Source organism: uncultured Amphritea sp. (genome assembly GCF_937127095.1).
GTDB lineage: Bacteria > Pseudomonadota > Gammaproteobacteria > Pseudomonadales > Balneatricaceae > Amphritea.
The window spans coordinates 1-21,239 of record NZ_CAKZLP010000085.1 but is presented as its reverse complement, the minus strand read 5'-3'; the positions used below and the strand labels follow the sequence as shown (position 1 = coordinate 21,239).

The window sequence follows — 21,239 nt, the reverse complement described above, 5'->3', positions numbered from 1 at the left end:
CCTTACCTACCCGCTTTAGCCAGTTTTTTTAGATAAGCACCATAGCTGTTTTTCTGAAGTTTTTTTGCTTCAGCAAGTAATTGATCTTCATTAATATAGCCCATTCGATAAGCAACCTCTTCGAGGCACGCGATTTTCAGCCCCTGCCGTTTTTCTAACGTTCTAATAAAACTGGCGGCTTCCTGAAGAGAGTCGAAAGTGCCAGTATCAAGCCAGGCAAAACCGCGCCCCAGCAATTCCACATTCAAGTCACCACGTTCCAGATAAATCTGATTGACCGTGGTGATTTCAAGCTCTCCACGAGCTGAAGGCGTAACTGATTTAGCGATGTCGACTACGTCATTATCATAAAAATACAACCCGGTGACCGCATAATCGGATTTAGGGTGGTCGGGCTTTTCCTCAATGGTTATTGCTTTATGTTTTTCATCAAACTCAACGACTCCGAAACGTTCCGGATCGGTAACCTGATAACCAAACACCGTCGCGCCTTTATCCTTCGATGCAGCCGTCTGCAGAAGTTTGCTTAGCCCTTGCCCATAATAGATGTTATCACCCAAGACTAAACACACACTGTCATTGCCAATGAACTCTTCGCCTATAATGAATGCCTGAGCAAGGCCATCAGGGCTCGGTTGAACAGCATAACTAAGATTGACACCCCATTGACTACCATCACCCAGCAGACGATTAAAACCTTCCTGATCTTCAGGAGTAGTGATAATCAGAACATCCCGAATTCCGGCAAGCATCAGCACAGAAAGTGGATAATAAATCATCGGTTTATCATAAACCGGCAATAACTGCTTTGATATGCCACGGGTGATGGGATACAAACGAGTGCCAGAACCTCCGGCGAGGATTATGCCTTTCATTTTTTCTCCAGAAACTCTGTCAGAGTAATTGCCAACTGACTTTTCCAATTGGGAAGCTTCAGATTCAGAGCGTTTTCCAGCTTGCTCAAGTTCATTCTTGAGTTTACAGGCCTTTTAGCTGGTGTGGGGTAGTCAAGAGTACTTATTGGCTCTGCATGTTCCAGAGATAATGGCAGTGGCTCACTAGCCTGCCTCACCCCGTTAAATATCTCTGTTGCAAAGCCATGCCAACTCGTTTCACCTTTTGATGCTAATTGATATATACCGCATTTCAACTCATCACGGATCGCCAACAGGCTAATAGTAGCGATTAAGCAAGCGGGGGTTGGGGCGCCAACCTGGTCTGATACTATTTCCAGCTGAGTGTGGCTTTGAGCCAGGCGAAGCATGGTTTTCATAAAGTTTTTGCCACGCGCACTATAAACCCAACTAATACGGAAGATAAGGAAGTCTGCTCCACTGTGCTCTATTGCCTGATCACCCACCAACTTGGTTTTCCCATAGTGGTTTAGCGGACCGACTGGACTAGTTTCCGACCAGGGAAGCGTCCCCGTTCCCGGATAAACATAATCACTGCTGTAATGAAGGAAACGAATACCTCTTTCAGATGCATAGGTGGCCAGCTGAGCTGGCAACACTGCATTCAGACGATAAGCCTCAGCCTGATGCTCTTCCGCACCATCAACATCTGTCCATGCAGCAGCGTTAACAATAAGATCGGGGTTACTATCGATCAGATAGTCGTTTACCGCTTCTTCATTCATAAGATCCAGTGTGAGTCGCGAAGGCGCATCAATGGTCCCTAATAAGCTCAACATTCGATGTAACTCGAATCCAACCTGGCCAGTTTTACCCAATAGTAAGATTTTCATCTTACACTTGCTCCCCTAAACGCTCTCGCTGATAACTCCCGTCCTGTACTCGCCGACACCACTCAAGATTTTCAAGATACCATTGCACTGTTTTGCGAATACCTGATTCAAAGGTCTCCAATGGCTGCCAGCCAAGCTCACATTTAATCTTACTCGCGTCAATGGCATAGCGTCGATCATGGCCAGGGCGATCTTTCACTTCAGTAATCAAATCCCTATACTGAATGCTGACGGGAACGAGTTCCTGTAAAACATCACATAACGCATTTACGACTTCGATATTTTGTTTTTCATTGTGACCACCAATATTATAGGTTTCTCCCACCTTGCCTTCGGAAACAACTGTATACAAAGCTCGTGCGTGGTCTTCCACATATAGCCAGTCCCTTATCTGGTCACCTTTGCCGTAAACAGGTAACTGTTTGCCTTCAAGCGCGTTGAGAATAACCAGTGGAATCAGTTTTTCAGGGAAATGATATGGCCCGTAATTATTGGAGCAATTAGTTACCAATACTGGCAAACCATAAGTTCGCATCCAGGAACGCACCAAATGATCAGAACTTGCTTTACTGGCTGAGTATGGAGAGCTGGGAGCATAAGCAGTTTCTTCGGTAAATAGCTGTTCTGCAGCATTCTCATAATCAGCTGGATGAGGTAAGTCCCCATAGACCTCATCGGTGGATATATGATGGAGGCGGAACTTCGCTTTGCGCACCGGAGACAGGCCAGCCCAATAAGAGCGGCATTCCTCCAACAATATATAAGTGCCAACAATATTGGTTTGTATAAAGTCACCTGGCCCATCTATTGAGCGATCAACGTGCGACTCAGCAGCCAGATGCATTACAACATCTGGTTGGTGCTCAACAAATACTCGCCTAAGCTCTTTGTGATTACAGATATCTACCTGCTCAAACGTATAGCGGTCATTATTGAACACTTGTTCAAGAGACTCAAGATTGCCAGCATACGTCAGCTTATCCACGTTCACTACACTATCCTGTGTATGTTTAATGATATGACGTATAACGGCAGAACCGATAAAGCCAGCGCCCCCTGTAACCAACAGCTTCATTCATTAATCCCTTTCTATTCTTACAAAAAAATGACCTGAACAGGTCATTCACAAACTTCAGCACAGAGTAAACAGATTCTATACAATTGTTCGCTTAAGCGCGGTACTACTGTCCAGGGTTATAACTCAAAGAAACATGAAAAAACCAAATACATTTGCCAATTTAGACTGGTCTTCTGAAGCCCCTTTATCAACAAGGTTCGACGACATCTACTTCTCCACCGAAAACGGTCTCGATGAAACCACTTATGTGTTTCTCGATGGCAACCAACTCACTGACCGGTTCAACGCAGCGGAGTCATTGACCATTGCCGAAACAGGTTTTGGTACGGGGCTTAACTTTCTCGCGACCTGGCAACTGTTTAATGACCAATCGCCAGCGGCTGCAAGGTTGCATTTCATCAGTGTCGAAAAATATCCAATTATACCGGATGATCTGATCAAAGCACTGGCTTTATGGCCAGAGCTTAGCATGTTTTCCGAGCAACTCATTGCTCAATACCCCATCAACGCTCCCGGCTTTCACCGTCTTAGTTTCGATAACGGTCGGGTCACACTAACACTGATGCTGGGTGATGCCGTTGAATGTTACAGCCAGTTAGATGCAGAAGTCGATGCCTGGTTTCTTGATGGGTTTTCTCCCGCTAAGAATCCAGACATGTGGAGCCCTGAACTTTTTCAACAGGTTGCCAGGCTCAGCAAGCCGGGCACGACATTCTCAACCTTCACCTCTGCCGGTATTGTAAAGCGAGGTTTGCGGGAAGTCGGGTTTCAGGTCAAGAGAACCGATGGTTTTGGCCCAAAATGGGATATGTTAGTCGGCTCTTTTGCCAATAACGCGTTATCGGAAGAGCCTGAAACAACATGGTCACCCTCATGGTTCAAGCTACCTCAAAAGCATACCGGTGACCGGTCAGCGCTAATTATCGGTGCGGGTATTGCGGGATGTTCGACTGCCCGTTCGCTGGCTCAGCGAGGCTGGAAAGTGACGCTTGTGGATAAAAACCCGCAGATTGCTGCTGAAGGTTCCGGTAATCGTCAAGGCGCACTCTATGCCAAGCTCCCGGTGGAACCGATACCCGCCAGCCGCTTTCACCTTTCCGGCTTTCTCTATAGCAGTAACTTTCTTAAACAGAATCTGGCAGATCGCTCTGATATCTGGTCACCTTGTGGCCTGCTACAACTGGCTGCCAGTGAGAAAGAACTGGCGAGGCAGCGCAACCTTGCGGAATCCGGTAACTATCCAGAAGCGCTCGTCCGTTTTACAGACAGCACAGAAGCGTCAGCACTGGCGGGCACCACGGTTAATAAAAGTGGTTTATTCTTTCCCGATGCGGGCTGGGTGACCCCACCGTTACTGTGTCAGTGGTTAACCGACCATCCGAACATCACAGTATTAACCAATACTGAGATCACCCGACTGGAGCAAGTGGATAGCTACTGGAACGGTTTCACCTGCGACAATCAAACACTGACTGCAGCCATTATCGTGGTTGCTTCCGCCGCAGATAGCAGAAAATTTGAACAGTTAAAGCATCTTCCGTTACAAAATATTCGCGGACAGGTTTCTCTGACTGAATCGACATCCGATGACTATCCTCCAGCACTCAACACTGTACTCTGTAGCGAAGGCTATATCTCTCCGGCCAAAGAAGGTCGTTTCTGTTTCGGTGCAACCTTTGATCTGAAGGATGAAGCAACCGATATCCGCGACTCAGGGCACCAACACAACCTGGAAAAAGTCACCGATATGGCGACTGAGTTAGGAACACAGTTAAAGCAGTACCATAATAACAAAGGCCTGAAAGGCAGGGTTGGATTCCGCTGCGCATCGCCTGACAAGCTTCCAATAATTGGCCCTGTGCCGGTATATGACACTTTTATCGAAGACTATGCCCCCTTGAGGCATGATGCAAAAACAGTGATAGATATTTCTGCTAAGCATTATTCAGGATTATTTGCCAACCTGGCTCATGGATCAAAAGGGCTGATCACCGGTCCAATAAGTGGAGAGATTATCGCCTCTATGCTTGAGAATGAGCCATTACCTCTGGAGAAAGAGTTGATTGATAAGCTCAATCCGGCACGATTTATCATCAAGAATCTGATCAGACGGGCGATATAGTAGGAACAGTTCTGACATTACAGTGATAGACAGTTATGGCATTGGTTATTTACGATCAGGGATATCGTATTCAGACACCGGTTAGATCGATGTTCGCTCCTCGAGGGGTTGAGCAACTGGGTGCGTCTGCCCGCGCTTCAGAAGCGGGGGTTGAAAAGGATCATGAAAAAGATCATGCCGATCAGATATTGCATCATGAGTCTGGCACTCAAACAAAAGGCAACGCGCGTAAAGCCGCATCGGTCTACAGCCAAACCAGTGGTAGCAGTACCACAATTGAGCATCCTCGCGCCTACATCCCTGCGTCACTTATTATGACTCATCCGGTTCAGGCTGTATTACAGGGCAGCAAAATTCAGTCCGCCCTATACAAAATGAAGCAGTATGATATCAGCCATCTACTGGTACTCTCGGGTGCCGGACGGCTGATGGGGATTGTCACTGAAAAGTTGTTGCTGCAATACCTCAGCTATCAGGGCAGTGCCCAGTCGCATACCGTGGAAGACACCATTGAACAGTGTTATTCAAAACAGGTGATTACCGCCACGCCGGATACCAATATTCGTCAGCTGGCGGTCAGCTGTGTTGAACACCAACTCAGCTGCATACCTATCGTTCAGGACAACGGCAATCTGGCGGGTATTATTACCCGAACGGATCTGTTGCAGTCACTGATCAATAACGAGTGGCTGGATAGCCGTTAACGCTGAGATTTATTGATAACGTTTTTGAGTAAACGCTGATAATAAGAACTGGCTATCAGCTCTTATACCTGTTGCTCTGGTTGGGCAAAGCGTTGTTGCCAGTATCGAGTTGAATATCGTTATCCCGTGCGCCAAACAACCCCGCCAGGAATGCGAATACCTTTTTCACACCCCGCCAGATTTTGGGTAGCAACCAGACCACCAGCGCAATAAACAGTACCAACCCGATCAGAAACGCAATGGGATAGTTTAACGCAGCCCATAAGCCACCAAAGACGGCCAGATCCTCTGTAACCGAAGCGGCCCAGTTACTGACCGGCTCAGGTGAGGTATTGATCATCACCCGCCCGCCCGCTTTCAGCGCATGACTGGTGGCAGAGAGTGAGCCGCCCACAAGGGCAGCCGCGAGGATAACCGCTTCATTCATATCGCCCACCGCTCCGGCGGCCAGTGCAGCGCCTGCGGGAATGCGAATAAAGGTATGCAAAGTATCCCAACCGGTATCAACCCCGGGAATTTTGTCAGCAAAAAACTCGACACAATACATAAACCCGGCCGCCATCAACACCATGGGATCGGCGACAATCTCCAACCCCGCCGGCAGTTGCAGGTTGCCCATATTCGCCATCAGTCCCAGCATCAGGATCGTTGCATAAAGATTGATGCCGCTGGCCCAGCCAACCCCCATCGTCAGCGCAATCAGTGCTGTAACCTGTTCCAACTGATCCATAAGGATACCTCCGCCAACTATAAACTATTACGGGCAACTATATTGCACTGGCCTGTACTCTGGCTGAACAATACCACCGCCTCACCCTGTTTGAGTCGGGCTCTGACCTGCTCTATTCGCGTCTGCGTGCTTGTTTCATTAAAACCATAGTCTGTCCCATCACGGGTGACAAACTCTTCTATCAGGCTGTTCAGTGTCTCTGGCTGCAGCTGTTCCCAGGGAATAATCATGCTTACCAGGGCCAGCGGAAGAAGCTATCGGCCCGTTCACGAATACGGGGGCAAGTTTTCAAGTCTTCCCGATACTGCTGTGCACGCTGATCAACCTTCTCAGCCTGACGCATCAGTATCGGATCCGGCTGGTGATACTCCAAACGGCGCAGGCCTCCATGACCAATGTGTGAGGCGATATAGAGTTTACCGGCCTGATTCATATTCAGGTCGTTACGCTGGCTGGCCATCTGCGCATGCCAGCCGAGAAAATCCAGCGCCGTACCGATATCCGCAACACTGCCCGACCAGTTTTCACTGGCCAGACGATACTCTTCCCAATCGGAAGGCGCCGGGCTGATATACTCGCTGGCCTCAGTGCCCACCGGCATATTCAGCTCCGCCAGGGCGATATGCAGTGGCAACCCCCAACGATTTTCGGTTAAAACAGCAGAATCCAGCCAGTCGTTGTTCTGGTAGAGTCCCAGGCAAAAAGGATTATCCGGTTTTACAAATCGTTGCGGCACCACCTGAGCAATATCACTACAACCCTGCAGTATTAGAGCACTGAGGAAACACACCGGTATTGATCTGTAAAACGTCGATCTTAACATCCGCCTGCCTCTCTTATTCGTTATATTCAGCCAGCCGGGCCAGTAATTGGGCCTCATCCAGCACCGGAATATTTAACTCTTCCGCTTTTTGCAGCTTAGAGCCTGCACCAGGTCCTGCCACAACACAATCAGTATTCTTAGAAACACTGCCAGCCACCTTAGCACCCAGTGCCAGCAACTGCTTTTTCGCTTCAGTACGGGGCATCTGCTCCAGTGTCCCCGTCAGCACCCAGGTCTGGCCTGCCAGAGGCAGTGACTTTACATCCACCTCAACATCCTGCCAGTGAACTCCGGCGTTGCGCAGCGCTTCAATAACCTCGCGGTTATGCACTTGATGGAAGAAACTAACGATATATTTTGCCACCACCGGACCAACATCGGGGGCAGCCTGCAGCTGCTCGTCACTGGCCGACATAACCGCCTCAATAGAACCAAAATGAACCGCCAGAGTACGTGCGGTAGCTTCGCCTACTTCACGAATACCCAGTGCATAGATAAAGTTCGCCAGCTCTGTCGATTTGCTATTATCAATGCTTTGTAACAGTTTCGTGGCTGACTTATCGCCCATCCGCTCCATACTGGCCAGTTGCAGATGGTGTAATCGATAGAGATCAGCCGGGCTATGTACCAACTCTTTTTCAACCAGCGCATCGATCAGTTTCTCACCCAGGCCATCGATATCCATCGCTTTACGGGAGACATAATGTTTCAGCGCCTCTTTGCGCTGGGCTGCGCAACTCAAACCACCGGAACAACGCGCAACCGCCTCGGTTTCCACCCGAACGATCTCAGAATCGCAGACCGGGCAGCGCTCCGGTAAATTAACGACTTCAGTTGCGTCAGGGCGGCGTTCAAGCACTACCGACACCACCTGAGGGATGACATCCCCTGCCCGGCGGATAATCACACTATCCCCTGCCCGAACATCCAGTCGTTCGACTTCATCCATGTTGTGCAGTGTGGCATTACTCACCGTAACCCCCCCCACAAACACCGGTTTCAGGCGGGCGACCGGGGTAATCGCTCCGGTACGTCCCACCTGAAACTCAATAGCGTTGACGACGGTAATCTCCTCCTGCGCCGGAAATTTGTGTGCAATCGCCCAGCGTGGTGCCCTTGAAACGAAGCCTAACTGCTGTTGTAGCTCAATCGCGTTAACCTTAAATACAATCCCATCGATCTCATATGCAAGCTGGTTTCGCTTCTCTGACAGCCTGTCAAAGTAATCAAGACAGCCCTCTGCGCCCTCAACAACGGCCATCTCGGCATTGATCTTTAAGCCCCAGGTCGCCAGCTTGCGCAATATTGCTGCATGGCTATCGGGTAATTCACCTCCACTGACAACCCCCACCGAGTAACAACACATCTCCAGAGAGCGTTGCGCGGTAATTTTAGGGTCTAGTTGTCGCAGACTACCCGCAGCCGCGTTACGAGGATTAACAAAAGGCTTATCCCCGCGTTTCAGCGCCAGATCGTTGAGTCGTTCAAACCCTTTACGGGGCATGTAGATCTCACCCCTGACTTCGAGCCGTTCAGGATAATCAGCGCCCATCAGTCGCAAAGGGATGGAGGGGATAGTACGGACATTCAGGGTGATATCTTCACCGGTGCTGCCATCACCCCGGGTTGCGCCTCTGACTAAAAGGCCATGTTCATACATCAGACTGACGGCAATACCGTCCAGCTTGGGCTCGCAGGCAAACTCAATGGGAATATCTTCACTAAGTTTTAACCGGTCACGCACGCGCTTTTCAAACGCCCGCATATCATCCGCTGAAAACGCGTTATCCAGCGATAGCATCGGCATCTCATGACGCACCTGGGTAAAGGCGGCCAGGGGCTGGGCACCGACTCGCTGAGTTGGCGACTCGGGCGTTACCAGCTGAGGGTTTTCATCTTCCAGCTTTTTCAGTTGCTGAAACAACCGGTCATACTCTGCATCAGGCACCTGCGGGTCATCAAGCACATAGTACTGGTAATTATGATGGCGCAGTTGATCGCGCAGCTGCTCAAGCAACTGCGTAGGGGAAGTATCAGGTTTCATCGGCTTTTATCTGGAACTATCAGGCAGTTGTGGATTTTTTCAGCTTGCGCATCTCAAACTTACGGATACGCTCGCGGTAATGCTCTTTAGTCTGATCGCGCATGGTGGAGCGGTTTTCATCCAGCAGAACACCGTGCAGGTTTTTAGCCACGGCAACTGCCGTCGCCAGCATACACTCATAGGCATTCATGACATCTCGGGGTTCTTCCATCGACATAAAGAAGGTCACGCCACGGGTTTCCATGCTATCCATGGTGTCGATGTCAAAATAGCCCGGCTCCAGCGCATTGGTCATGCTGAACTGGATCGCGCCCTTATCGATACCATCCTCATAGCGATGGAAGATTTTCATATCACCGTAACGCATACCGCAGGCGAGCAGAATTTGCAGCAGGCTACGTCCGGAGAAACCCAGCCCATCATCGGCTGCAGCAACAGAGATCACCAGCACTTTATCGGCTTCGGGAATTTTCTGCAGTGACTGGCCTTTAATGCCAATACCACTATCGGCTTTAGCCGTTTTAGCTGCTGGTTTTTCTTCCGCGCCAATTAAAGGTGAATCGATAAAAAAACCATCAGCCAGATCATTCTCTTCATCATCAAGCGCAGAGAAATGTTTCTCTTTACGCTCAGATTTATGGTCTGATTTACGTTCAGCCTTATGCTCTGATTTAGGCGTTGCTGAGAGCTCTGAATTAAGTTCTGCATTGTGCTCAGGTTTCAGCGCTGCTTTCACTCGCTCAAATCTGGATTTTTTAAATGGCGGCTGTGACTTAGTTACAGGTTCATCAACCAGTGAAAAAATCGATTCCTGACGTTCAGGCAGGTCCATTGCGGTCTGCTGCAACCGGTTGTTATCTTCGCGTACCGGACGCATCAGCTCGCTAACCGGACGAGTATAGTCGAACTCATGTTCGTCATCCTCATCATCCGTCTCAGCGGCACGATCTACCCGGAACCCCTCAGGAAGCGAGTCGATCAGGTCATCATCCTCGGCGGAGTAGGCAGAGACGCGCTGGATCGTTTCAGGCTCCAGCTCAGCTTCAAGTTCGATCTCATCATATTCAACAGGAAACAGTTCTTCATTTTCAGGCACCGCTTCGGACTGAAACTCAGTCTCGGGTTCAGGTTCTGATTCCAACTCAAGCTCTGGCTCTGGCTCTGGCTCTGGCTCTGGCTGAACAATGATATTAACAACCGGGATCATCTCTTCAACAGCGTTGTCATCCAGCGGAGACTCTTCAGCATCAACCTCAGTGCTTATTTCGACACGCGGCTCAGGTTCCGGCACACGCACGACCCGCGGAGCAGAGACACCTTCATCCATCTCATCAAATGAGGGACCATCATGATGGGGTGGAAAGCTGTCGGATGCAGCAAACAGAGGATCATGTTCATCCTCAGCAAAGGTCGGGGTAATATGCACAGGCTTCTTAACCTCAGACTTTTTAGCCCAGGACTGTTTTACGGCAGCAGTGGAGGTGACAGGCGTTTCAAAGACCGGTGCTTGCGAGGCGGCCTTTTGTAAGACTGGCTTTTGTGAAATAGGCTTTTGCGCAATGGGATGATGAGCAGCGCTACTAGTTCTCGGTGGCGAAAGATCAAGTTCGTCATTGCCAAATACAGGCTCACGGCGGGAGTCAGCATTTGAACTACCTGAATGAGGGTTATCCTGTCGGCCAACAACCCTGGCACCACCACCCGGCAGTTCAGGGTTGTAGGATGACTCTTCGGGCAGATCCGGAATATCGCTGAAGGATTTATCAATTTTCATCTTCAGCCGGTTGCCGCCGCCACGCATGCGGCGCCAGCCATCCAATACAATCAGGAGAACAACTATCGCGCCACCGATAATCAGCCATTCGCGTAATCCTAATTCCATTGCCAGATTTTACCCTTATATCAATTTATGTGCGTAGTAGACTCTCTATTGTGCCGAATTTGTTCAATCATTCAACTATATGATCAATAGACAGCTCTAATATATCAACTTGCCCATGAACAGCAACAGGAGAAATGGTTCCGCTCAGGTCTCCCGGCTGCGGTGTTGGCTGTCCTGATGCAGATATCCGCGCAGTCACTTCAACCGTTTCTGCACCTGAAAGCTTCGCTTGTGGACTCATCGCCAGGCTGTCATCCAATACAATACTGAGCGGCAGATCAGCAACGGTCACCCGTTTTGCAGCCAGAGGCATTCTGCCACCTACTGGACGGGCAAAGATAAACACGGTCATTTCAGGGGTTACCCGGCTTTGAAGCTCGGGACTCAAACTAACTGCCAGCTGGATTTTAGCCTCAGCAAGCTCAGGAAGATCGGGCACGGTTTCACCCGCTGCAACCAATTTATCACGAGCAGAAGTGATGCCAGATTTCAACGAATCGGCTTGTTCAGCGCTGGCGTTGGTCAACCCTTTTCGCCAGAACTCCATAGCCGCACGATAGTCAGCCGATTCGTAAGATTCGATCCCCAGCAAACCAAGCGCGGTAACATCAAAAGGATCCATGGCGAGAGTTTTATCGACCTCCGCACGGATCTGTGGACTCATTTTACCGTTATTAGCAAAGAACAGAGCCTGAGCATACTGACCGTTAACCCCCGCATACTGCGGCGCATCAGCAGGCAGGTATTGAAGTGCTTTACCATAACCATCGGCAGCTGCAGCAAAGTTTTGCATACTCATAAAGGTATTGGCCAGCAGATACCAACCTTCCGGATTTGCAGGCTCATCCTTCAGTCGATCCTGCAAGGCGGTAACCGCCTCATCAACGGTTGGCTGGCGGCCATTAAACGGATCTGCAGGGCGGTTCATCGCTACTGCCAGATCGCCAGAACGACCATACTTAGCATAGATTGCCAAACCCGTCGCAGGTATCAATGCTGCCAACAGAAATGCGGTAATAATCGCCTGACGGGTAACATGCACAGGCTTGCTTGAAGAAGATACAGTATCCTCAACATCCTGAAGCAGGTTGCGTTCCAGCTCGAGCTTCAGAGAGTCATAGTTTTCCTGATCAAGCGTGCCTAAAGCCCGCTCAGCGTCTAATTCGGCCAAACGCTCCTCGTAAATAGAGATATTAAGCTGCCGACGGTCGACATCCGGCTGAACCTCATTCTCAGCCTGACGTCCCCGATAAACCGGCACTAAAACAAATGCCACTGCCAGAAGTGATAGCAGTGCAATTCCTAACCATAACGCCGTCATTTATTCTGTTCCTGTTTCAGTAACTGATCGAGTCGTTCTTTCTCTGCATCACTTAAACTGCTATTCGGCTTACCCGGCTCAGCTTTCTTGCGCTTACCGCTAACCAGCAAAACCACCACTACGCCAATCAACAGCAACGCCGCAGGTCCATACCAAAGCAGGTAGGTCTGCTCTGTCATCCGCGGACGATAGAGCACAAACTCACCGTAGCGAGTCACCATAAAGTCGACTACCTGATCATCATCTGCACCACTTTCAAGCATTTGGTACAGCTCATCACGCAGGTCTTTGGCGATGGGCGAATTGGAATCGGCAATATTCTGATTCTGACATTTCGGGCAACGTAGCTCAGAGGACAAAGACTTGAACCGTTCACGGGTCGCATCATCTTTAAACTGATAGGTATCGATCGCCGCAGTCGCGATACTGCTCAGACTAAGCAGCATCACCAAGAGAAGGTGCCGGATCATCAGTTCACCTCCAGTTGTTTCATTTTCTGGCGCAGCTCACTCCAGACACGCTGATCGATAGCACCGACATGCTTGTAACGAATAATTCCCTGTGCATCCAGCAGGAAGGTTTCCGGCGCACCATAGACACCCAGATTGAGGCCCAGTTTACCGTCAGGATCATAGATATTCAGAGCATAGGGGTTCATATACTTGTCCAGCCAGATTTTTGCCTTGGCCCGATCATCCTTATAGTTGACCCCATAGATAGTAACGCCTTCGTCCCGGGCCATACGATTCAACTGCGCATGTTCCTGTTTGCAGGTCGGACACCAGGTCGCCCATACATTGAGAAGGGCCGGACGACCTTTCAGATCGGCAGCGGTAATGGTTTTCTGCTCATCAAGAAGGGCAGACAAAGCGAACTCCGGTACCGGTTTATCGATCAGCGGAGAAGGGATTACCTGGGTATCCTTACCGATGCCATTCCAAAGAAACAACCCCAGGGCAATGAACAGAACCAGAGGCAACAGAACAATTAATCGACGCATCATTACACCTTTAGAAACACTAAATCAGGCTGCAGCCCTGGCAGCATCCCGCCGGGCCTGTTTACGGTAACGGGGATCGGTAGCCGCCAGCAACCCACCTGCGGTCATCAGCAAACCTCCCAGCCAGAGCCAGCGGACAAAGGGTTTATGTTGCACCCGAACAGCCCAGGCTCCGTTTTCCAACGGTTCACCCAGTGCAACATAAAGATCACGAAACAATCCTGGATCGATATCGGCTTCGGTCATCACATTTCCCCGGGCAGGGTAAAAGCGTTTTTCCGGACGCAATTCACCATACAATTTACCCTGATAAAGCACCCGAATAATACCCATATCAGAGCTGTAGTTCGGTCCCTGCTTTTTCTGTGCACCCAAAAATTCGAACTGGTAATTACTGAAACTCAGCACATCTCCAGGCGCCATCCGCAGGTCACGCTCTTCATTATAAATACTGACCATCAGCGCACCGACGACGGCAACCGCAATACCGGTGTGGGCCAGAACCATACCGAAATAGCTACGGGACATACCCGACAGCGCATTTTTAAAACCACTTCGGCCAGAGATTTTTTTCCAGAAATCTTTGATACTGCTGAATACCACCCAGAACACCAGAGTCATTACACCGGCAACGGTCAGATTAAATTCCTCAGCATAGAAATACTGGAACAACAGACCGGCAATTACACTCAGAACCGCAGGCAGCCACAGCTGTTTCAATAGAAATGCCATGGAGGTTTCCCGCCAGCGAGACGCAACCCCGACTCCCAGTGCACCCAGAATCAGCAGCATTAATGGAATAAACAGCGAATTAAAGTAAGGAGGGCCAACCGAAATCTTACCCCAACCCATCGCATCAACGATAAGCGGATAGATAGTCCCCAGCAATACCATCATCGCGGAAACCACCAGTAAAATATTATTCAGCAGTAGTAACGATTCCCGCGAGAGCAGCGCAAAACTGGACTCGCTCTTCACATTGCCAGCTTTTACAGCATAGAGAATCAGAGAGCCGCCAATGGTAATCACCAACAACGCCAGAATGAAATAGCCACGATCCGGATCAGAGGCAAACGCATGCACCGATGTCAGCACACCGGAACGCACCAGAAATGTACCCAGCAGGCTAAGAGAGAAAGCAAAGATAGCCAACAGCACAGTCCAGCTTTTAAACACACCGCGCTTTTCAGTAACCGCGAGAGAGTGTACCAGTGCTGTACCGACCAGCCACGGCATAAAGGACGCATTTTCCACCGGGTCCCAGAACCACCAGCCGCCCCAGCCAAGCTCGTAATACGCCCACCAGCTTCCCAGCGCGATCCCCAGTGTCAGAAACGCCCAGGCGATGTTAGTCCAAGGTCGTGACCAACGTGCCCAGGCAGAATCCAGTCGGCCAGTCAGCAGCGCAGCTATGGCAAATGCAAAGGCAACAGAGAAACCCACATAACCCATGTACAGCATAGGTGGATGGATAATCAAGCCGATATCTTGCAGCAACGGGTTAAGATCCCCCCCCTCTGAAGGAAACTGCGGCAGATGGCGCAGAAACGGGCTGGAAGTAAACAGGGTAAACGACATAAAGCCTACGGCAACAATCCCCATAACGCCTAACACACGGGAAACGATCTCCACCGGCATGTTTTGACTTTTAAACGCAACAGCCAGTGTCCAGCCACTCAGAATCACGACCCAGAGCAGCAATGAGCCTTCATGCCCCCCCCAAATGGCGCTGATCTTAAAATACCATGGCAACAAGGTATTCGAGTTTGTCGCCACATACGCAACAGAAAAATCATCAACAATGAAGGAGTAACCCAGACAGGTAATACTGATCGCGAGAAAGAAAAACATCCCTATCGACAAAGGCCGGGCATAGTTCATCAACAACGTATTACCGATTGAAGCACCGACCATCGGCACCACTGCAAGCAATAATGACATACATAGCGCCATAATCAGCGCATATTGACCCAGTTCAGCAATCATAGTGACTGTGCCTCCTTTGCGCGCATCTGATCAGGCATTTTACCTGCTTTCTCAAGCGCCTCCGCGACTTCCGGCGGCATATAGTTTTCATCATGCTTTGCCAGCACTTCCACGGCTTCAAACACGCCTTCGCTGTTCATCTCACCCTGAGCAACAATCCCCTGCCCTTCACGGAACAGGTCCGGCAGGATACCGGTAAAGGTTACCGGCACTTTGTGGACAAAGTCAGTCACTTCAAAACTCACCATCAGGCTTTGAGGGTCACGTTTCACACTGCCCTCCACCACCATACCGCCAGCACGGATACGGGTCCCTTCAGGGGCTTTATGTTCAACAATATCGGTCGGAGAGTAGAACAGGTTGATATTCTGATTGAGGGCATACATCACCAGTCCGACAGCAATCGATGCACCAAACACAATAAAAAGAACGATAATCAGTCGTTGTTTACGTTTCGGATTCATTAGCTCTGCTTCTCCCTGCGAAGGCGGCGAGCCTGTTCGCTAAAGATCTGACGCTTTTGCATCAGGGGGTTAACAATATTCACTGCAATCACAACCAGTGCGATCGCATAACTCATCCAGACATAGAGGCCATGGCCTCCCATGTCGATAAATGCGGCAAACGATTCAAAACTCAAGCTAATACCCTCAACCAGTAATCATGTCGCGCACCCAACTGCTGCGGCGCTCACGCTGGATAATTTCGTTACGCAGTCGTAGCATCATTGCTACGGCAAAAAAGCAGTAAAAACCGATCACCATGACCAACAGTGGCACCCACATCTCTGCAGGCATGGCAGGACGCTCAGTCAGCTTAAAGGTGGCGGGCTGGTGTAACGTGTTCCACCAGTCTACGGAATATTTGATAATCGGAATATTTACCAGCCCAACCAATGCCAATACAGCGGTTGACTGCGCCGCAGTCCGCTCACTTTCAATGGCCGAGTTGAGGGCAATAATCCCCAGATAGAGAAAAAACAGAATCAACATAGAGGTCAGCCGGGCATCCCATACCCACCAGGAACCCCAGGTTGGCTTACCCCAGATAGCGCCGGTTGCCAGCGATAGCACCGCAATAGATGCACCAATCGGGGCACAGCATTTTGCCACCATATCGGCGACTTTCATCTTCCAGATCAGACCAATAGCACCGGCAACTGCCATCAGCATATAGCACGACTGAGCCAGAATAGAGGACGGCACATGGATGTAGATAATTCTGAAACTATTACCCTGTTGATAGTCCGCAGGCGCAAATGCCAGCGCCCAGACTGTACCGATGCCTAACAACAACACTGCCGCTATGACAAAAAGGGGCAACAGCTTACCCGTAAATTCATAACACCAGCGGGGAGAAGCCAGTTGATAAAACCAACGTGGCAACCACTTTTTCTCAGCCATATTTCAACCTTATCGGGGTTTTACCCACTTACACTAATTCTTAGTGCGGCACCAATTGCGAGTGGTGCCATCACCAATCCAAGCGAGAGCATTGCTCCCAGAATAGCCAGATACCCCCCCAAGGGTAACCCCGTCACTGCCCCCTGCACCGCTGCGCTGCCAAAAATCAGCAGTGGAATATATAGCGGCAATACCAACAGTGAGATTAACACCCCACCCTTGCGTAAACCTACGGTTAAAGCTGCACCAATAGCACCCACCAGACTCAGGGTTGGTGTCCCCAGCAGCAGACTGAGCACTAATCCCCACATACCATCGGCTGGCAAAAACAACATAACCCCCAGTACCGGGGCCAGAATTGTTAAAGGTAAACCGGTCAGCATCCAGTGCGCCAAGACCTTTGCCAACACCACCATATAAAGAGGCTGCGGGCTGAGTAGTATCTGTTCCAGCGTCCCATCTTCAAAATCAGAGCGAAACAGGCTGTCCATAGACAGCAGGGTCGCCAGTAGTGCGGCAACCCACACTACCCCTGGCGCCACATCAGCCAGGAATGTTGGGTCCGGGCTGACACCCAATGGAAACAGCGTTGCCACCATCAGAAAGAAAATCAGCGGGTTAACCAGATCACTTTTTCGTCGATATGACAGTAGCAGATCTCGTTTTAATGCACCCCAGAACGGCCCATCTACTTTATACACACGGGCAGGACTGTCTGCTAACGATTGCTTAGGCACACTGTCGCTCATAAAGTTCCCGCTAATTGATCAAGATTAAGCCTGCGAATTTTATCACCCATCGCCAGCTCGTGATGCGTTGTCAGAATAACCGTCCCACCCTGCTCAGCATGGCTGGTAATGAGCGCTTCTTTCTCCGCCACACCACGCTTATCAATCGCCGTAAAGGGCTCATCGAGAATCCACAATGGCGCGCTACTCAGATAAAGGCGGGCCAGACTTACCCGCCGGTTCTGACCCGCTGAAAGAGTATGGCAAGGAGCATCTTCATAGCCTTTCAAACCCACTTTAAACAGTGCGTTATCCAACTTACTCAGATCCATCTCAGGGTGCAGTGACGCATACCACTGCAGATTTTCCCTCGGTGTCAGTACCGCTTTAACCCCCGGTTGATGGCCAAAGTAGAGCAGCGACTCACGATACTCATGGGCGCAGTTATCCAGATGTTCGCCTTGCCAGTAGATATCGCCTTCAAAATGGCGAGATAAACCACTGAGAATCCGCAGCAGCGTAGTTTTACCACTACCGTTCTGCCCCTCAATCTGAATCACTTCGCCTGCATAGACCTCAAAGCAAAGCGCCTCAAACAGCACGCGCTCATCCCGCTCGCAAAACAGATTCTCGATTTTCAGTCTGGGTGTGGACAACAGTAAAACCTCAATAAAGCAAAACAGGCAACGCAGCCTTTATAATTAGCAATATCCGCCGAAAGCAAGGCATTATATACAAAATAAACTGCCGAAGTGCATATCTCGGCCAAAAGAACTATAACTGCACCGCAACCATGCAGGGAAATCGATAGTGCTTAATCCACTGAGCATACAAAGTCTGCAAAATAGCGCCGGTAAATCCCTCCCGGCCGCAGAGCTCGTGCGCACACTGCCACTGAACACCCCTACCCAGATAACCATCCGTCAGGTCAGCCCTGATGCGGTACGGCCTAATCAGTTCACGCTGCAAGTTCAGCTGGGCAGCCAGCTTTATCAGCTAAAAAGCAACCAGTCCCTCCCCCCCGGCAGCACCGCTAGCCTTACCCGGACAGCCGCAGGACAGCTGTTGCTGAGCACCGTTCCCTTGCCCGCGCCCTTGCCTCCCACAGCCGCTGGAGCACAGATACAGACCTTGAACCTGCCGGCAACAACTCAGTCGCAGCCCATTCAGCAAAGCGCTGCAGCCATGTTATCAGGCAATCACCAGACTATCGCCCCTGATCAGCCACCCATTGTGCAGATTAAAGGCCGCCCACAGCAGAGTCCGCAAGAGCAGCGAAGTCAGCAACCACCCGGCACCTCATCGCAGCAGTCAGCACCGCCGACGCCAACGGCGACTGTCCCACCAGGATCCTTAGCCAACCTTAACCGGCTATTACCAATGAACAGACCGGTTCTGGCAACAGTATCGCTGGCGATCAGAGCCGCAACAGGTGATGCAAACTATGTCGCCAATATCAATGGCCGATCACTTCCCCTGGCTCTGCCACAGTCACTCCCTTTTGATGGCAAAGTCCTGCTCATCAGAACAACCAGCGATCAGGTGCAGATACACTCCCTGACGTCACCCTCACAGAATCAGAATATCAATCGCAGCATCAATGATGCGCTGCGCTATGTCCTACCGGCGCAACAACCCGTGGCTAACAGTCTGGTGAAGTTGCAACAACTAAATAGCAGCATTGGCGGCGAAAAAAGCCCGATAAACAGTATTATCAGCTCACTAATCAACCTGTTTGGAGTAAAAACCGGCTCTGCCGCCGAAGGACAAACAGGGGTCCAGCAAAACATTCTTAATGGTGGCCTGTTTACTGAGCGCAATCTGGCTGACCCGCGTAGCCAGATTTCTACCGGGGATATGAAGCATCAGTTAAACCAGTTATTACAACAAGCCGACAAACTGCCTGAGCAGGCACGGCAACAGCTGCATGAGTTGGTTAAAGGTCTGTTAAACCGGGTCACGGGCAATCAGTTAGAGAGTCTCCAGAATACCCGGGTTAATAGCGATGGGGCTTTGGAGCGTTTTTTTGCTCTGGATCTTCCGGTAAAAAATGGTGAGCGACTGGATAATGTTGAACTTAAAATTTCCGAGCATCGAAGACAGCAGTCTGAAGATGAGTGGCAGCGGCTGTGGCGCGTCAGACTGCACTTTGATCTGCAGGAACAGGGAACCGTAGACGCGGAGCTGGTCCTGGAGCAGGAGCATCAGGTCACGGCACATTTCTGGTGCAGCAATCCGGCAACCGCCGAGGAGCTCAACGGCAAACTACCCGACTTCAATCGCCAGTTACACCTGCAGGGGTACAGCATTAACTCGACCCACTGTAGCGAAGGTGCTGCACCCAAGCCTGTGAATCAGGTAGAACAGCTGATTGATGTGATCACCTGAACAAAGTAAATGGAGATGATGTGAAGAAAAAAACAGAAGAGTACCAGAAAGCGATCGCCCTGAATTATGATCACCAGGGAGCGCCAACGGTAACGGCCAAAGGTCAGGGAGTGATTGCCGAACAGATTATCCGACTGGCCCGGGAACACGATGTACATATCCACGAAAGCCCGGAGCTGGTCGAAGTCTTGTTGCGTCTGGAGCTGGGTGACGAAATCCCGGAAAGCTTGTATCGCGCGATTGCTGAGATTATCGCGTTTACCTACAAGCTCAAAAACGGATGACCGCTAAAAATCAGCTGAACGCCAGCAACATGCTCAGCTACGACTATTCGGCGCGGCGATCTCTTTATGCAGCAGCGCCATCAACTCAGCTTCTGGCCGCCCTATACCGCAGTTTTTCACCAGATCATCCACATCAGCACCCATCTCCATCAGACGGGCCGCCTGATTGTAAGCCAATACACCCGGATCACGATTTGCCAGTTCCTGTTGTTTTTCAGCAGTAATATTGAGCTGATTTTCGACATCCATCAGTCGATGCCCCATACCGATAGAACTACTGGTCAGCGCCTGAATTTCATTACGCAGCACATTAATCAGCGCTTCGTATTGTCGCTGATGTTGCTGTAATGTTCGCCGGGCGTGTATTGAGTATCCAATCGACACAAATGCAACGATGGCTACCACCGACAAGGCTAACCAGATCATCTTATCTCCTTGCTTCTACTGCAACGCAGCGTTCAAGCCATGCAACAGCGCCGGCACATTCACCACCGCGCACTGATGCTGCATACAGGTACCCAGCAACCAGGGCCTGCTTTGAGGGTTTTTATTCCAGGTAATCAGACTTTCCTCAATCTCTTGCGAGCCGATCATGGAATCAATAGTTATAGCCCAGTCAGAGTCTTTGAACTTAACCAATTCGGTATAGCCTGCTTTATCTGGCTCGTAGCGTTCAGGGATGATCCACATTCCGGTATCAACAACCCGAACCATCTTTCCTGATTCGGCATAATTACCGAGAATCCAGTCCGCCTCAACACTCAGCTCAAGATTCATCGCACTCAGATCATGAGCGCCCTGCAGATATTTAACCGGCAGAGCTAGCTTCACACCATACATCTTCACTAAAAGACACTGGAGTGGTTCTGAATCAACATCAACAGACGCTACTGACATTACTTCTGGTTCTGGTTCTGGTTCTGGTTCTGGTTCTGGTTCTGGTTCTGGTTCTGGTTCTGGTTCTGGTTCTGGTTCTGGTTCTGGTTCTGGTTCTGGTTC

Annotated in this window: 23 protein-coding genes; 4 read left to right on the top strand and 19 right to left on the bottom strand. The window is 50.2% G+C overall.

Annotated features, from left to right (window positions below; all coding sequences use genetic code 11):
- Positions 1 to 2: 2 nt before the first annotated feature.
- Genes rfbA through rfbB form a run of 3 tightly spaced genes read right to left on the bottom strand, consistent with a single transcriptional unit; the run spans position 3 to position 2,822 of the window.
- On the bottom strand, positions 3 to 875 hold the full coding sequence (gene rfbA, locus Q0499_RS22350; RefSeq protein ID WP_299204801.1) for a glucose-1-phosphate thymidylyltransferase RfbA: 873 nt from the start codon (positions 873 to 875) through the stop codon (positions 3 to 5).
- A complete protein-coding gene (gene rfbD, locus Q0499_RS22345; RefSeq protein WP_299204798.1) occupies positions 872 to 1,747 on the bottom strand; it encodes a dTDP-4-dehydrorhamnose reductase in 876 nt (291 codons plus the stop codon). The genes rfbA and rfbD overlap by 4 nt, the downstream gene beginning before the upstream one ends.
- A gap of 1 nt (position 1,748) precedes the next feature.
- Positions 1,749 to 2,822 carry a dTDP-glucose 4,6-dehydratase gene (rfbB, locus tag Q0499_RS22340; RefSeq protein WP_299204795.1) on the bottom strand — a complete coding sequence of 358 codons (1,074 nt, stop codon included), beginning with the start codon at positions 2,820 to 2,822 and terminating at the stop codon, positions 1,749 to 1,751.
- Positions 2,823 to 2,958: 136 nt separating this feature from the next.
- On the opposite strand from rfbB, the gene mnmC reads away from it, so the two are divergent.
- Together mnmC and Q0499_RS22330 are read left to right on the top strand one after the other, a co-directional pair.
- Positions 2,959 to 4,947, top strand: a complete 1,989-nt coding sequence (gene mnmC / locus Q0499_RS22335; RefSeq protein ID WP_299204792.1) for a bifunctional tRNA (5-methylaminomethyl-2-thiouridine)(34)-methyltransferase MnmD/FAD-dependent 5-carboxymethylaminomethyl-2-thiouridine(34) oxidoreductase MnmC — start codon at positions 2,959 to 2,961, stop codon at positions 4,945 to 4,947.
- A gap of 35 nt (positions 4,948 to 4,982) precedes the next feature.
- Entirely contained in the window at positions 4,983 to 5,651 is a 669-nt protein-coding gene (locus Q0499_RS22330; protein ID WP_299204788.1) for a CBS domain-containing protein, read from the top strand.
- A gap of 55 nt (positions 5,652 to 5,706) precedes the next feature.
- Here Q0499_RS22330 and Q0499_RS22325 read toward each other — a convergent pair whose 3' ends face one another.
- The 14 genes from Q0499_RS22325 to ccmA all read right to left on the bottom strand — a co-directional run bounded on the left by Q0499_RS22325 (position 5,707) and on the right by ccmA (position 18,224).
- Positions 5,707 to 6,381, bottom strand: a complete 675-nt coding sequence (locus tag Q0499_RS22325) for a DUF4126 domain-containing protein (protein ID WP_299204785.1) — start codon at positions 6,379 to 6,381, stop codon at positions 5,707 to 5,709.
- A 17-nt stretch (positions 6,382 to 6,398) separates the two neighbouring features.
- A complete protein-coding gene (locus Q0499_RS22320) occupies positions 6,399 to 6,611 on the bottom strand; it encodes a YheU family protein (protein WP_299204782.1) in 213 nt (70 codons plus the stop codon).
- A 2-nt stretch (positions 6,612 to 6,613) separates the two neighbouring features.
- Entirely contained in the window at positions 6,614 to 7,204 is a 591-nt protein-coding gene (locus tag Q0499_RS22315) for a hypothetical protein (RefSeq protein WP_299204780.1), read from the bottom strand.
- Between the two features lie 13 nt (positions 7,205 to 7,217).
- Positions 7,218 to 9,248 carry an NAD-dependent DNA ligase LigA gene (gene ligA, locus Q0499_RS22310; RefSeq protein WP_299204777.1) on the bottom strand — a complete coding sequence of 677 codons (2,031 nt, stop codon included), beginning with the start codon at positions 9,246 to 9,248 and terminating at the stop codon, positions 7,218 to 7,220.
- Between the two features lie 19 nt (positions 9,249 to 9,267).
- The gene (gene zipA / locus Q0499_RS22305) at positions 9,268 to 11,130 is read right to left on the bottom strand and encodes a cell division protein ZipA (protein ID WP_299204774.1); all 1,863 of its coding nucleotides are present in this window, start codon (positions 11,128 to 11,130) and stop codon (positions 9,268 to 9,270) included.
- Positions 11,131 to 11,197: 67 nt separating this feature from the next.
- Complete coding sequence (gene ccmI, locus Q0499_RS22300) at positions 11,198 to 12,451, bottom strand: c-type cytochrome biogenesis protein CcmI (RefSeq protein WP_299204771.1); 1,254 nt, start codon at positions 12,449 to 12,451, stop codon at positions 11,198 to 11,200.
- Complete coding sequence (locus tag Q0499_RS22295; RefSeq protein ID WP_299205128.1) at positions 12,448 to 12,918, bottom strand: cytochrome c-type biogenesis protein; 471 nt, start codon at positions 12,916 to 12,918, stop codon at positions 12,448 to 12,450. The genes ccmI and Q0499_RS22295 overlap by 4 nt, the downstream gene beginning before the upstream one ends.
- 2 nt (positions 12,919 to 12,920) lie before the next feature.
- Positions 12,921 to 13,451 (bottom strand): DsbE family thiol:disulfide interchange protein, encoded by a 531-nt coding sequence (locus Q0499_RS22290; protein ID WP_299204768.1) that lies wholly within the window; start codon positions 13,449 to 13,451, stop codon positions 12,921 to 12,923.
- A 24-nt stretch (positions 13,452 to 13,475) separates the two neighbouring features.
- Complete coding sequence (locus Q0499_RS22285; protein WP_299204766.1) at positions 13,476 to 15,437, bottom strand: heme lyase CcmF/NrfE family subunit; 1,962 nt, start codon at positions 15,435 to 15,437, stop codon at positions 13,476 to 13,478.
- Complete coding sequence (ccmE, locus tag Q0499_RS22280; RefSeq protein WP_299204763.1) at positions 15,434 to 15,901, bottom strand: cytochrome c maturation protein CcmE; 468 nt, start codon at positions 15,899 to 15,901, stop codon at positions 15,434 to 15,436. The genes Q0499_RS22285 and ccmE overlap by 4 nt, the downstream gene beginning before the upstream one ends.
- Complete coding sequence (gene ccmD, locus Q0499_RS22275) at positions 15,901 to 16,077, bottom strand: heme exporter protein CcmD (protein ID WP_299204762.1); 177 nt, start codon at positions 16,075 to 16,077, stop codon at positions 15,901 to 15,903. Before ccmD ends, ccmE begins: the two co-directional genes overlap by 1 nt.
- 10 nt (positions 16,078 to 16,087) lie before the next feature.
- A complete protein-coding gene (locus tag Q0499_RS22270) occupies positions 16,088 to 16,840 on the bottom strand; it encodes a heme ABC transporter permease (RefSeq protein WP_299204760.1) in 753 nt (250 codons plus the stop codon).
- Between the two features lie 20 nt (positions 16,841 to 16,860).
- Positions 16,861 to 17,589 carry a heme exporter protein CcmB gene (gene ccmB / locus Q0499_RS22265; protein ID WP_299204757.1) on the bottom strand — a complete coding sequence of 243 codons (729 nt, stop codon included), beginning with the start codon at positions 17,587 to 17,589 and terminating at the stop codon, positions 16,861 to 16,863.
- Complete coding sequence (ccmA, locus tag Q0499_RS22260; RefSeq protein ID WP_299204754.1) at positions 17,586 to 18,224, bottom strand: cytochrome c biogenesis heme-transporting ATPase CcmA; 639 nt, start codon at positions 18,222 to 18,224, stop codon at positions 17,586 to 17,588. Before ccmA ends, ccmB begins: the two co-directional genes overlap by 4 nt.
- Positions 18,225 to 18,378: 154 nt before the next feature.
- Between ccmA and Q0499_RS22255 the strand changes: the two genes are divergently transcribed.
- Positions 18,379 to 19,956, top strand: coding sequence for a flagellar hook-length control protein FliK (locus tag Q0499_RS22255; protein ID WP_299204751.1), 1,578 nt, complete (start codon positions 18,379 to 18,381; stop codon positions 19,954 to 19,956).
- Positions 19,957 to 19,976: 20 nt separating this feature from the next.
- On the top strand, positions 19,977 to 20,240 hold the full coding sequence (locus Q0499_RS22250) for an EscU/YscU/HrcU family type III secretion system export apparatus switch protein (RefSeq protein ID WP_299204748.1): 264 nt from the start codon (positions 19,977 to 19,979) through the stop codon (positions 20,238 to 20,240).
- A gap of 33 nt (positions 20,241 to 20,273) precedes the next feature.
- Here the strand turns inward: Q0499_RS22250 and Q0499_RS22245 are convergent, their stop codons facing one another.
- Together Q0499_RS22245 and Q0499_RS22240 are read right to left on the bottom strand one after the other, a co-directional pair.
- Entirely contained in the window at positions 20,274 to 20,666 is a 393-nt protein-coding gene (locus Q0499_RS22245; RefSeq protein ID WP_299204745.1) for a DUF2802 domain-containing protein, read from the bottom strand.
- 15 nt (positions 20,667 to 20,681) lie between these two features.
- Positions 20,682 to 21,137: a chemotaxis protein CheW gene (locus Q0499_RS22240; protein ID WP_299204742.1), complete on the bottom strand. Its 456-nt coding sequence runs from the start codon at positions 21,135 to 21,137 to the stop codon at positions 20,682 to 20,684.
- Between the last annotated feature and the right edge of the window lie 102 nt (positions 21,138 to 21,239).

Bases quoted from the DNA above. Each gene is read 5' to 3' on its own strand.
- rfbA (WP_299204801.1), bottom strand. From the start codon at position 875: ATGAAAGGCATAATCCTCGCCGGAGGTTCTGGCACTCGTTTGTATCCC.
- rfbD (WP_299204798.1), bottom strand. From the start codon at position 1,747: ATGAAAATCTTACTATTGGGTAAAACTGGCCAGGTTGGATTCGAGTTA.
- rfbB (WP_299204795.1), bottom strand. From the start codon at position 2,822: ATGAAGCTGTTGGTTACAGGGGGCGCTGGCTTTATCGGTTCTGCCGTT.
- mnmC (WP_299204792.1), top strand. From the start codon at position 2,959: ATGAAAAAACCAAATACATTTGCCAATTTAGACTGGTCTTCTGAAGCC.
- Q0499_RS22330 (WP_299204788.1), top strand. From the start codon at position 4,983: ATGGCATTGGTTATTTACGATCAGGGATATCGTATTCAGACACCGGTT.
- Q0499_RS22325 (WP_299204785.1), bottom strand. From the start codon at position 6,381: ATGGATCAGTTGGAACAGGTTACAGCACTGATTGCGCTGACGATGGGG.
- Q0499_RS22320 (WP_299204782.1), bottom strand. From the start codon at position 6,611: ATGATTATTCCCTGGGAACAGCTGCAGCCAGAGACACTGAACAGCCTG.
- Q0499_RS22315 (WP_299204780.1), bottom strand. From the start codon at position 7,204: ATGTTAAGATCGACGTTTTACAGATCAATACCGGTGTGTTTCCTCAGT.
- ligA (WP_299204777.1), bottom strand. From the start codon at position 9,248: ATGAAACCTGATACTTCCCCTACGCAGTTGCTTGAGCAGCTGCGCGAT.
- zipA (WP_299204774.1), bottom strand. From the start codon at position 11,130: ATGGAATTAGGATTACGCGAATGGCTGATTATCGGTGGCGCGATAGTT.
- ccmI (WP_299204771.1), bottom strand. From the start codon at position 12,451: ATGACGGCGTTATGGTTAGGAATTGCACTGCTATCACTTCTGGCAGTG.
- Q0499_RS22290 (WP_299204768.1), bottom strand. From the start codon at position 13,451: ATGCGTCGATTAATTGTTCTGTTGCCTCTGGTTCTGTTCATTGCCCTG.
- Q0499_RS22285 (WP_299204766.1), bottom strand. From the start codon at position 15,437: ATGATTGCTGAACTGGGTCAATATGCGCTGATTATGGCGCTATGTATG.
- ccmE (WP_299204763.1), bottom strand. From the start codon at position 15,901: ATGAATCCGAAACGTAAACAACGACTGATTATCGTTCTTTTTATTGTG.
- Q0499_RS22270 (WP_299204760.1), bottom strand. From the start codon at position 16,840: ATGGCTGAGAAAAAGTGGTTGCCACGTTGGTTTTATCAACTGGCTTCT.
- ccmB (WP_299204757.1), bottom strand. From the start codon at position 17,589: ATGAGCGACAGTGTGCCTAAGCAATCGTTAGCAGACAGTCCTGCCCGT.
- Q0499_RS22245 (WP_299204745.1), bottom strand. From the start codon at position 20,666: ATGATCTGGTTAGCCTTGTCGGTGGTAGCCATCGTTGCATTTGTGTCG.
- Q0499_RS22240 (WP_299204742.1), bottom strand. From the start codon at position 21,137: ATGTCAGTAGCGTCTGTTGATGTTGATTCAGAACCACTCCAGTGTCTT.